We start from the raw sequence: 11,858 nt of genomic DNA, 5'->3' as shown, positions 1-11,858 counted from the left end.
GGGAATATCGCTGGCCCAAATCCTTAGCGTAGGATTCCGCCCCCTCCCGCAAACGCCCCCTACGATTGAGAAGCGCGGCGGAATCTCTTAGATTGATCGCTGGAGGCTTTGTTCGCGGAGACGCGCACATTGCCTTCTTTTCGTTTTAGGAAGCGCTGCCCTAAGCGACAGAAGCCAGAGCTTTGACAATGCGGCATTCCGCGATGGAGCCGACCATGTATCTTGATCCTATCGGTGCAGACACGCGATGATGGCGGTCACGACGGCGGTGGTTTCCGCGACGTCGCGCACCCTCACTGTGTCGAGGCCGATTTCAGCAGCGGGATAGTCATTCCCACCGGGGAATATCGCATCCCCAATGAACAGCATCCCGTCGAGCGGGACACCGCTCTCGGCACTCAGGCGCTTCAGGCCATAGCCCTTGTCGATCCCTGCTCTGGTCACGTCGATCGATGTCGTGCCACCGAGATTGATCGAGAGCTCCGGCAGCTTCGCGCGCAACGTGGCCTGCAACGCGGTCCTCTTCTTTCGGTCAGGATCCCACGCTTCCTTTTCCTTCAGCGGCGCTGCCTGCCCCAGGCCCGAAAAGGTGATCTGGCTGCCCCGGTCCTCGATCCGTTCGCCCCAGATACGTTCGTCGGCGAGACCGGCATCGGTCAGCGCCTGATCGAAGGCCGTGCGGATCTTCGCCTTCTCCGCGTCGTCGAACAGTTCGGCATAGACCGCGCGCCAAGCGCCATTGATGAACCGATAGAGTTTCGTGCCTGTGGTCGGCATCAACCAGAGACGGTCGAGCGCGACGCCGGCAGGAAGGCGCGAGGCGATCTGCTTTTCGAACTGCGGCCAGTCCCCGCCCGAGATCACCGCCACATCCGTGATGGCGAGCAATCGGGCGAGGATTGCGGCCATATCCTCCGATAACGGCCGCTTGCTCTCGGCAAGCGTGCCGTCGAGGTCGAAGGCGATCAGCCACTTCATGCCGCCTTCCCTGCCGGATCGCGGTAGGCGAGCAGCCTGAGCGCATTGATGACGACGAGCAGCGTCGATCCCTCATGAACCGCCACCGCTGGCCCAATGCCGAGGCCGAGGATGGTAGCAGGCACCAGGAAGGCGACGACACCCAGGCTGACGAAGACGTTCTGCCGGATGATTCCACGGGTATGGCGGCTAAGACCGACTGCGAATGGCAGGTGCGCCAGATCGTCGGCCATCAGCGCCACGTCGGCTGTCTCCAGCGCAACGTCCGACCCCGCCGCGCCCATCGCGATGCCGACCGTGGCGCTTGCCATCGCCGGCGCATCGTTCACGCCGTCGCCCACCATCGCGACCTTGTCTTCGCCGGCGAGCTTCTTGATCGCGGCAACCTTGTCTTCGGGCATGAGGTCGCCCCACGCTTCGTCGATCCCGACTTCGTCGGCGATCGCTTCGGCGACTTTCTGGTGATCGCCGGAGATCATTATCATCCGCGACACGCCCATCTCGTGCAGCCGACGCAACGCGGTCTTGGCAGCTTCGCGAGGCGTGTCCATCAGGCCGATCGCGCCCAGGTCGCGGTCCCCCTTGCGGACCACCATTGTCGTGCGGCCGTTCTCGCGCAGCTTCGCGATTGCGTCCTGCGCGCCCTGCCCCAGCGCCGGAATGCCCTCACTTCCGAACATCTCGGCCTTGCCGATCCACACCGTCTCGCCATCCACGCTCGCGGTGACGCCCCGACCGGTCAGGCTCTTGAGGTCGCCGGCAGTCGGCACGGCACGATCGTTCAGACGTTCGCGGCCGTCCTTGACGATCGCTTGGGCCAGGGGATGGTCGCTCAACGCTTCGACGGCGACAGCCAGCGCCAGCAACTCGCCTTCATCGGCGCCATCGACGGGCACGACATCAGTGATGCGCGGACGACCTTCGGTCAGCGTGCCCGTCTTGTCGAAAGCGATCGCTTTGAGCGACCCGAGGTTTTCGAGCGGTGCACCGCCCTTCACGAGCACGCCGCCCCGCGCTGCACGGGCAACGCCCGACAGGACCGCGCTCGGCGTTGCGATCGCGAGCGCGCACGGGCTTGCCGCCACCAGCACCGCCATCGCGCGATAGAAGCTGTCGCGGAACGGCTCGTCGACGACCACCCATGCGAACAGCAGGAGCACTGACAGGACCAGGACGGCGGGCACGAAGATCCGTTCGAACCGGTCGGTGAAGCGCTGCGTCGGCGACTTCTGCGTCTCCGCTTCGCTCACCATCTTCACGACCTTGGCAAGCGCGCTTTCATTGGAACGGCGTGTCACCTCGATCTCGATCGCGCCGCCGCCGTTGATCGTACCAGCAAAAACCCGGCTTTCCGCGTCGACTGCATCGGGCTTGGCGCGTGCCGCTGCGGCATCTGCGACCGGCACCTTGTCGACCGGGATGCTTTCACCCGTGACCGGGGCCTGGTTGATCGCGCTGGTGCCCTTGATGACGAAGCCGTCGGCAGGCAGGCGCTCGTTCGGGCGGACGATGGCAATGTCCCCGACGACCATCTGCTCGACCGGGATTTCGCTGGTCTGCCCGCCGCGTCGCACGGTCGCGGTTTCGGGCGCGAGCTTCGCCAGCGCCTCGATCGCCTTCTTGGCGCGGCCCATTGCATAATGCTCAAGCGCATGGCCGAGGCTGAACAGGAACAGCAGCAGCGCACCTTCGGCCCATGCGCCCAGCGCAGCGGCGCCGGCCGCAGCGACCAACATCAGCGTGTCGATCTCGAACTTCTTCATCCGGAGGTTGTCGATCGCCTCGCGCAGCGTGAAGAATCCGCCGAAGAAATAGGCTGCGATATAGCAGGCGGTCGGCAGCCATTCGGGCGCGCCAGCGACCAGCCTCTCGATCGCGTAGCCGATCCCCAGCAGCGCGCCACAGGCGAGCGCGAAGATCAGCTCGGTATTGGGGCCGAGAAATTCGGCGTGGCTATGGTCGTGGCCATCGCCGGGGCCGTGCTTCTCTTCGCCCGCGCCGTGGCCCCCGGGGCCGTGGTCGTGGCCGGCATGTTCATCGGCAGCGACCCGCTTGCCCACCCTCACCTTCAGCTTGCGAAGCGCAGCGCGCACCTCCTCTTCGGTGGTTTCGCGGCGATCATATTCGACCCGGACAGACCCGCTGGTGCTGGCGCTTGCCTGGACCACGCCGGGCAAGGCGCACAGCGCATCGCTGACCGTGCGCGCCCGACGTTCGTGGTTGATCCCCGTCACCTGCCAGATCGCATGGCCGTAGCGCTCGGTGATTTCGGCACCTGCGGCGCGCACCATTTCGCGCAACCGTGGCAGCGGCAGCTTGGCGGCATCGAAATGGATGCACAGCGCCGCTGGCGTGTTGCCGTCGAGACAGATCACATGCGCCCGCTCGACACCTTCGCGCTTTGACAGGGTTGATACGAGACGGTCCAGGCAGGCATCGGCCGCGTCAGGAAGGTCCGGCAACAACACTGGAATGTCGAGTTCGAGCTTGTCGTTCATGACGACCTCCTTTCGCTTTTCTTGGTTTCGGCGCGCGCGTCGCGCAGGATTTCGACACCGCCCTTGATGGCGATGATGGCGGTGGCGAAGCCGACCAGCAGGTCCGGCCAATTGGTACCCAACCACAGCACCAGCACGCCGGCGATCAGGATGCCGCCGTTGGAAATGAAGTCGTTGAAGCTGAAGGTGGTTGCGGCCCGGAGATTGACGTCCGGATCCTTGAGGCGCTGGAGCAGCCGCAGGCAGAGGTAATTCACGACGCCGGCGATCGCGGACATGACCATCATGGTAGGTCCGATGGGCTCGCTGCCCTGCACGTAGCGCCGTCCGACATCGATCAAGATGCCGCCCGCGAAGATCAGCAGCATGACGCCCGAAGCGACCGCGGCGCGTGTCTTCCATGTCTGGCCCCGGGTGAGCGCCACAAGGCTCAGCGCATACACAGCCGTATCGGACAGGTTGTCGACGCCGTTGGCGATCAGCGCGCTCGAGTCCGCGAAGAAGCCGGAAACGAAGAAGCCCGCAGCGATCGCCGCGTTCAGCAGCAGGACGATCCACAGTGTGCGGCGCTCCTGCCCGCCATTGTTGTCGTTGCCCGGGATCATCCCATCATCTCCTCAAGTGTCAGCAGGGCCAGGAAGCCGACGAAAAACATCGAGCTGATGAGCGGGGTGTCGGGTTTCTCGTGCGCCTCGACCAGCAACTCCTCCGTGACGAGGTAGAGCAGCGCCATCAGCCCGAAGCTGAGGAAGCCGGCGATCATCACCGGCGACAGCGCGGCGACCGGCACGGCAGCGAGCGCGCCGATCGGCAGCAGCAGGGCCAATGCCGAGACGATCACGATGATGCGCAAGCGCGAGCGATAGGTTTCCGCCAGCTCGTCGGTCAGCGTCAGTCCCAGAAATAACACTTCCAGAGTGAGCGCGATCGTCAGCAGGAGACCTGCCTTCTCGCCCGCCACGAAAGCGAGGCCGAGCACCAGGCCGTCCACCAGAATGTCGATGCCGATCGCGGCGAGTAGCGCCATCGGCCCCTTGAAGCGGGCCTCAAGAGCCTTGAGCCCCAGCATGGTCGCGACGCCCGCCGCCCCGCCGATCAACGTCGCGCTGGGCGATGCCTCATGCTTGACCTGCGGCAGGATTTCGGTCGCTGCCGCCGCGAACACGACGCCGGCAGCGAGATGCTGTAGGCCCGCCACGAGGCCAGGTTTCAACTTGGTGCGGCTCGCGACAATCGCGCCGAGCACGACCGCCAGCACAGGCGCAAGCGTATAGAGCAGTGCCTGCATTTCCTAGGACTCCTCCGGGGTTCGGTGGCAGACGCGGATCTTCCCGCGTCGCGTGAACGCGATCGATCCGCCCGCCACGACAGCCCGCGAATGGTCGCCGCGAAACTCGTCACCGGTTCGCTGCGCGCGCAGGATCTCGGTCCTGCCCTTCGGCAGCCAGGTGACGGCCATTTTCAAGCCTTCATCGATGAAGTCGACATCGGCGCGTGTGCCGTCGTCGCAGTACATGATGCGCTGCGCGATTAGTTTCGACGTCAGATGCTTTTCATGCGCCGGCTCGGTAGGCTGGGTCGGCGCTGGATTACACGCCCCTATAACCGCCCCGGAGACGAGAACGACGCCGAGGCGCGCGATCGCCAGACCGGCCCGATTCAGGCCGCACAAGGTTGTCACATTTGAAATCGACGTGTCAGACATCGGTCTCTTCCGACGAAGCGCCCTGTGGCGTTCGAAGGCAGGGCAGTTCATCGCGTGCCTTCCTGCTCGCAGATCCGGGTACGGCCATCGCCTTCCACGATGGTGAGCTGCGACCCCTTGAAGGTCGCGGTGGCTGTTTCGCCGACATATTGCAGGCCCTGCGCTGGCGCGGTCAGCATCATCGGCGGTCCCCCGTTGGAGCGCCGCAAATCGATCTGCAGGCCGTTGTCCTTGTAATCGACGAACAGCGGTTCCCCGTCGGAACAGCGATATCTATGCCGCCCCATTTCCCCGGTCGTCACGGCGCTGTCGGACGAATGGATCTGCTGCTCCGTTGGCGGGGCTGGCGGCTTTCTTTCCGAGCACGCCGCGAGCCCGACAACGAGGATGACGGCGGGCAGCACCCGCTTACAGTGCATCATCATCGCGCCTTCCTCCTGTAGCGGAAGGGGACGCGCTGACGATTGATAGCCCGGGCAGGCTGACCTACCCGCCAGCGGAGATAGGTTGCGAGGCGATCGTCAGATTCGACCATCAGGGATCGCAGGCGGCGCAACATCATCGCCGCGAACGGCAGGGAGAGCGCCCCGCGCAGCGTGCAGCTATGCGTTAGCCTGGTGCCGCCATCGTCCCCCGCCAGCTCGTACCGCTCTTCGAGCGTGAACAGATAGGGGATGCCGCAGGACCAAGCGAAGGCGTGCGGTTTATCGAATCGATCAATCCGTGCTGGCGTCCGAATTGGCCGGGTGATGCCCTGGATCGCAAAGGTGCATTCTGTGTCGCCGAGCCGGGACGGATCATCGAGAAATACGAGCGGACTCCACGCCCGGCGATGATCCGGATCGGTGAGTGCCGACCAGATGCGCAGTGGCCCGCCGTGAAGCATCGAGCTGGTTATGGTGCGAGGCATATCCCCATCTCCCAGAGATGGGCGGGGCGATCGCGGATCGCCCCGCCCATCCATCAGGCCAAGTTGTTCACGAAGGTCTGACCGTGGTCGTCCCCTTCATGCTCCTCATTGTAGTGCTCGGGTTTCTCGATCACTTTCTGCCCGAACCGGGCATAGAGTGTCGGCAGCACGAACAGCGTAAGAAGCGTCGCCGAGATCAGACCGCCGATGACGACCGTCGCCAAAGGCTTTTGAACCTCTGCGCCGGCGCCTTCGCCCAGCGCCATCGGCACGAAGCCGAGGCTGGCGACTAGCGCGGTCATGATGACGGGTCGCAGACGCTGCATCGCGCCAACATGCGCGGCTTCCTCGCGGCTCATCCCTGATCGGATCAGATCTTGGATCGAGCTGACCATGACGAGGCCGTTGAGGACCGCGATGCCCGAGAGGGCGATGAAGCCCACTGCCGCCGAGATCGAGAAGTACATGCCCCGCAGGAACAGCAACAGGACGCCGCCCACCAGCGCGAAAGGCACGCCGGTGAACACGATCGCGGCGTCGCGGACCGATCCCAACGCCCCGTAGAGGAGCAGCAGGATCAAGATGAAGCAAGCCGGAATGACCAGCTTCAGCCGTTCGCTTGCCGATTGGAGGTTCTCGAACTGGCCGCCCCATTCGAGATAGGTGCCGGCAGGCAGCCGGAGTTGGCTGCCGATCGCCGCCTGCGCATCCGCCACGACGGATCCGACGTCGCGGCCACGCACGTTGGCTTGCACCACCACGCGCCGCTTGCCGTTCTCGCGGCTGATCTGGTTCGGACCATCGACCACCTTGATCTCGGCGACGCTGGACAGCGGTACATAGCCGCCGCCTGCCACCGGCACCTGCACCTGTTGGAGCAGGCCGATGTCGGCACGCTGCGCCTCCGACAGGCGGATCACCACGGGGAAGCGACGGTCGCCCTCGAAGATCTGGCCCGATGTTCGCCCGCCGATCGTCGCAGTCACGGTGTCCTGCACATCCTGAGCCGTAACGCCCAACCGCGCCATCGCGTCGCGGTTGACGCGAATGTCGAGCATGGGAAGACCGGTCGTCTGCTCCACCTTCACGTCCGCTGCGCCTTGCGTTCTGCGCAGCACCGCCGCGATTTGCTCGGCCGTCCGGTTCATCTGGTTGAAGTCGTCCCCGAACACCTTCACCGCGATGTCGCCGCGCACGCCGGCGATCAGCTCGTTGAAGCGCATCTGGATGGGCTGGGTGATCTCGTAGGCATTTCCCGGAATCTTCGCGAGATTACCCTCGATCCGGCTGACCAGCTCCTCCTTGGGAAGCTCAGGATCCGGCCAATCCTTGCGCGGCTTCAGGATGACGAACATGTCGGTCGCGTTCGGCGGCATCGGGTCGGCCGCCAGCTCGGCGGTGCCCGTCTTGGAATAGACGAATTGCACCTCCGGCTGCTTCGACATCATCCGCTCGATCGGCACCTGCATCGCCTGGCTCTGCTGGACCGACGTTGCCGGAATGCGGAGCGACTGGATCAGCAAATCGCCTTCGTCGAGCTGCGGCAGGAACACCGAGCCGAGCGTAGTGAAAGCAAGCGCCGCCACCACAAGGCTTCCCACACCCGCACCGATCGTCAGCGTCGGGCGCTTCATGGCCCGGTCGAGACCGGGTTCGTAGCGCTTCTTCAGCCACGTGATGATGCGGCCGTCCTTCTCCTCGACCTTCTTCGACAGCCAGATCGCAATCATCGCCGGCACGAAGGTGAGAGAGAGGATGAAGGCGAAGGCGAGCGCGATGATGACGGTCAGCGCCATCGGTCCGAACGTTTTACCCTCCACGCCGGTCAGCGTGAGCAGCGGTACGTAGACGAGGATGATGATTGCCTGCCCGTACACAGAGGGACGGATCATCTCACGCGCAGCGGCTGCCACGGTCGCGAGCCGTTCCTTGACGCTGAGCAATCGGCCTTCATGATGCTGTTGCTCGGCAAGCCGGCGCAGCGCGTTTTCGACAATGATGACGGCGCCGTCGACGATCAGACCGAAGTCCAAAGCCCCAAGGCTCATCAGATTGGCCGAGACCCCAGCGCGCAGCATACCAAAGCCTGTCAGCATCATGGTGATCGGGATGACCAACGCCGCGATCAGGGCCGCACGGAAGTTGCCGAGCAGCAGGAAGAGCACGACGATGACCAGCACCGCGCCTTCGGACAGGTTTTTCGCGACCGTCTTGATCGTCGAATTGACCAGCTCGGTGCGGTTCAGCACCGGCTGAATTACGACGTCAGGAGGCAGCGAAGCGTTGATCGTCTTCAGTTTCTCAGCGACCGCGGTCGACACGATGCGGCTGTTCTCGCCGATCCGCATGATCGCCGTGCCGACGACGACTTCGGTACCGTTCTCCGATGCCGAACCCATGCGGATCGCCTGACCCGTCTTCACAGTCGCAACTTGTTCGACCGTGATCGGCACGCCGTTACGTGTCGCGATCACGGTCCTGGCCAACTCGCTGGCATTGCGAACGAGCGCATCCGAGCGAACAGCCAGACCTTCGCCATTGCGATTGACGAAGCCACCGCCGACGCTGGTGTTATTGCGCTCCAGCGCATTTCCCAGGTCCGTCAGCGTGATGCCGAGCGAGGCCAGCTTCTGCACGTCGGGCACGACGAGGAACTGCTTGGCGTAACCGCCAATCGAGTCGACACCGGCGAGGCCCGGTGTGGTCTTCAGAAGCGGCGTCACGATCCAGTCCTGCGCGGTGCGCAGGTAGGTCGCCTTGTCCTCTTCGGTCGTCAGTCGCTCGCCCTCTGGCGTGATGTAGCTGCCATCGGGCTGTTGGCCCGGTTCACCGGGCTTGTGCTTGTCGTCCTCGCGATGATCGAGACGAACGGTGTACATGTACACCTCGCCCAGGCCTGTCGCGATCGGACCCATTTCAGGGTTCACGCCGTCGGGCAGATTCTCTTGCACGCCCCGCAGACGCTCGCCCACCTGCTGGCGGGCGAAATAGATGTCCGTCGCGTCCGAAAAGACCGCCGTGATCTGCGCGAAGCCGTTGCGGCTCAACGAGCGCGTATATTCCAGGCCGGGGGTGCCGGCGAGCGCGGTTTCGATTGGAAACGACACCTGCTTCTCGACCAGCTCGGGCGAGAGGGCAGGCGCGCGGACGTTGATCTGGACCTGATTGTTGGTGATGTCCGGCACCGCGTCGATCGGTAGCCGGTAGAGGGAAAAGGCGCCGATGGCGGCGACGATGACGGTGAGGAGCAGGACTAGCCAGCGCTTCTCGACCGCCCAGGTTACGATACGGGCGATCATGGCTTAATCCTCGTGGCTCGCTTCGCCCTTGCCGATCTCGGCCTTGAGCGTGAAACTTCCGGTGGTGGCGATCTGTTCGTTGCCGGTCAGGCCCGACCGGACGATCACCGTGTCGCCCGACGCATCGCCGAGCTGGACCGGGGTCGCCTTGAAGCCGGTGGGCGTGCGCACGAACACGACCGACTTGCCCTCGAAACTCTGGACCGCCGTCGTCGGCACGCGGACCGCCCCGCTCCCGCCGCTGCCCGTGAGCTGCACGGCTGCCGTCACAGGCTCGCCGACCCGCCATTCGCCACCGCGATTGTCGAGGGTGGCGAGCGCAGGCACGAGCCGCGTCTGCGGATCAAGCGCCGGCGACACGAAGGTCACGCGGGCGGTCGCCTGACGGCCTGCCGCCTTCACCAGCACCGTATTGCCGGGACGCACCCGGCCCGCATCCTCGGGCTTGAGATTAAGCGCGATCGACACCTGGCTCAGGTTGGCGATGCGATAGAGTTCGGCATCCGCCGCGACCGTTTGTCCCAGCGTCACGGGGCGCGCAATGATCTGGCCCGAGATCGGCGCGGCAATGCCGAGCCGGTTGAGCCCGCCGCCGCCGACACCCGCCGCCGAAACCATGCTCTGCGCCTGCGTCAGGGCGATCCGCGCCTCCGTCGCCGCTGTGCGGGCGGCGATCAGATCCTGTTCAGGGGAGACTCTCTGCGCGAACAGCCGCTGTTCGCGCGCGAGGTTCGAATTAGCGAGCTGAAGCCGCGCCCGCGCCGCCTCGACCTCGCCCTTGATCTGCGCCGCCTCGCGGCTTTCGATGACCGCAATGGTCTGGCCGCGTCCGACCGATTGGCCGAGGTTACGGGTGAGCGCGACCACGCGTCCCGCAATTGCGGCCGAGACGACCTGCGTTCCCTGTGGGTCGCCCTCGATGATCGCGGGCAGCTCGATCGTCCCGGCCCCGCCGATGATCGGCCGTCCGACCTGGACGCCCGCTGTGGCGATCTGGTCGGCACCCAATGTGACGACGCCTTCACCGGCATGACCGCCTTCAGCACCGCCCTTTTCCGTGCCCGCTGCCGTCTCATTGGCAGCTGCGCCTTCGGCAGTTGCCTCGTTTCCGCCATCCTTGCCGCCGCAGGCAGCCAAGAGCAGGGCGAGCGACGCCGCGCCCGCGAGATAAAAGCTCTTCATCACTGATTCCCCCCATTGGGCGCACGAGCGGTCAGTCGCTCCACTTGCGCGCGGGCATTCTGGTAATTGGCAAGCGCGTCGATCGCGGCGACCCGCGTTTCGGCGAGCGTGCGTTCAGCATCGAGCAATTCGAGCTGGCCGAACTTGCCCTCGCGATAGCCGATCCGCGCGATGCGGGCGGCCTCCTGTGCAGCCGCCAGCGCCGGCCCCGACGCCGCACGAGCCGTCGTTGCGGCATTGGCCGCCTGCGCCTGCGCGTCCGTGATCGCCTGTTCGATGTCGAGCGCGGTCACGCGGCGCTGCGCATCCGCCTGGGTCCGCTGCGCGGTCGCCTGCGCAATCGCGGCGCGACCATTGTTGAACACCGGGATCGGGATCGACACGCTGAACACCGCCGCCATGTCGTTGGTCGCTTCCAGGCGGCGGATCGACGGCCCGACGTTCAGGTCAGGCACGCGATTGGCGCGCGCGAGCCGCACGCCGGCTTCGGCAATGGAGAAATCCGCGTTGGCTGCCGCCAGCGCGAGTGTGCCGGTCGTGTTGACCGGTGCCAACGGCCCATAGACGTTCACATCGGGAAGGCGATCGAGCAGCGTGTCATCGAGCAGGCCGTCGATCGGCCGTCCGATCCGACGCGCCAGATTGGCGCGGGCCGCCTCGGCCAAGCGAAGCTGCCGCTCCACATTGGCGTCGGCATTGATACGCGCGACATCCGCGCGCTGTTGCTCGAGTGGCGATGCCCGCCCTGCCTGCACGCGAACGCTCGCGGCCCGCAGCGCATCGCTGGCGATCCGGGCCTGATCGCGGGCTGTCATTACCCGGCGATCGGCCGCGACCGCTTCGACATAGAGCTGCGTTACCTGAAGCCGGACATCCGCCGCGATGATCGCGGCCTGGATCTCGGCCCGGGACAATTGCGCATTGGCGACCGCGACGCGGGCGCCGCGCTTGCCGCCTAGCTCGATCGGGATCGCAAAGCCGACCGTGGTTTCCGCGCTGCGGACCCCCCGATACGGCCCGGAGCCGATGACATTCTCGACTTGGCCTTGAACCACCGGATTGGGCCGCAAGCCGGCGACTGTGCGACCTGCACGGGCCGCGTCGATTCCAGCTGTCGCCGCTTCCGCAGCAGGGGCCGAACCGCCCGCTGCACTGACCGCTTGGTCAAGCGTGTAGACCGGCGCATCCTGCGCAACAGGCGCGGACGGTCCGACCTGCGCCTGCGCCATCGTGGCGCAAGACGCTGCGGCCAGCATGGCCGCGAGGATACGATTCATGAAAATAGG

At 65.3% G+C, this 11,858-nt stretch carries 10 protein-coding genes; all 10 read right to left on the bottom strand.

Features of this window, described 5'->3' with window-relative positions:
- Window positions 1-228 precede the first annotated feature (228 nt).
- From A0J57_RS05780 to A0J57_RS05735, 10 genes are read right to left on the bottom strand one after another with little or no spacing between them, the layout of a single operon-like run.
- Window positions 229-978, bottom strand: coding sequence for an HAD-IIB family hydrolase (locus tag A0J57_RS05780; protein WP_004212890.1), 750 nt, complete (start codon window positions 976-978; stop codon window positions 229-231).
- Window positions 975-3,476 carry a heavy metal translocating P-type ATPase gene (locus A0J57_RS05775; RefSeq protein ID WP_004212886.1) on the bottom strand — a complete coding sequence of 834 codons (2,502 nt, stop codon included), beginning with the start codon at window positions 3,474-3,476 and terminating at the stop codon, window positions 975-977. The genes A0J57_RS05780 and A0J57_RS05775 overlap by 4 nt, the downstream gene beginning before the upstream one ends.
- Window positions 3,473-4,081 carry a cation transporter gene (locus tag A0J57_RS05770; protein WP_004212885.1) on the bottom strand — a complete coding sequence of 203 codons (609 nt, stop codon included), beginning with the start codon at window positions 4,079-4,081 and terminating at the stop codon, window positions 3,473-3,475. Before A0J57_RS05770 ends, A0J57_RS05775 begins: the two co-directional genes overlap by 4 nt.
- Window positions 4,078-4,764, bottom strand: a complete 687-nt coding sequence (locus A0J57_RS05765) for a ZIP family metal transporter (RefSeq protein ID WP_004212882.1) — start codon at window positions 4,762-4,764, stop codon at window positions 4,078-4,080. Before A0J57_RS05765 ends, A0J57_RS05770 begins: the two co-directional genes overlap by 4 nt.
- A 3-nt stretch (window positions 4,765-4,767) precedes the next feature.
- Window positions 4,768-5,181, bottom strand: coding sequence for a hypothetical protein (locus tag A0J57_RS05760; protein ID WP_017183574.1), 414 nt, complete (start codon window positions 5,179-5,181; stop codon window positions 4,768-4,770).
- A 47-nt stretch (window positions 5,182-5,228) separates the two neighbouring features.
- Window positions 5,229-5,606 carry a hypothetical protein gene (locus A0J57_RS05755; protein ID WP_021238674.1) on the bottom strand — a complete coding sequence of 126 codons (378 nt, stop codon included), beginning with the start codon at window positions 5,604-5,606 and terminating at the stop codon, window positions 5,229-5,231.
- Window positions 5,603-6,091: an SRPBCC domain-containing protein gene (locus A0J57_RS05750; protein ID WP_004212879.1), complete on the bottom strand. Its 489-nt coding sequence runs from the start codon at window positions 6,089-6,091 to the stop codon at window positions 5,603-5,605. The genes A0J57_RS05755 and A0J57_RS05750 overlap by 4 nt, the downstream gene beginning before the upstream one ends.
- A gap of 53 nt (window positions 6,092-6,144) precedes the next feature.
- Entirely contained in the window at window positions 6,145-9,390 is a 3,246-nt protein-coding gene (locus A0J57_RS05745; RefSeq protein ID WP_061934278.1) for an efflux RND transporter permease subunit, read from the bottom strand.
- A 3-nt stretch (window positions 9,391-9,393) separates the two neighbouring features.
- A complete protein-coding gene (locus tag A0J57_RS05740; protein WP_004212877.1) occupies window positions 9,394-10,572 on the bottom strand; it encodes an efflux RND transporter periplasmic adaptor subunit in 1,179 nt (392 codons plus the stop codon).
- Entirely contained in the window at window positions 10,572-11,849 is a 1,278-nt protein-coding gene (locus A0J57_RS05735; protein ID WP_013039111.1) for a TolC family protein, read from the bottom strand. Before A0J57_RS05735 ends, A0J57_RS05740 begins: the two co-directional genes overlap by 1 nt.
- Window positions 11,850-11,858: the final 9 nt, after the last annotated feature.

It is taken from the genome of Sphingobium sp. 22B, assembly GCF_001580035.1.
GTDB lineage: Bacteria > Pseudomonadota > Alphaproteobacteria > Sphingomonadales > Sphingomonadaceae > Sphingobium > Sphingobium fuliginis.
The sequence above is the reverse complement of the archived record's forward strand: the minus strand, read 5'-3'. Positions and strand labels throughout refer to the sequence as shown.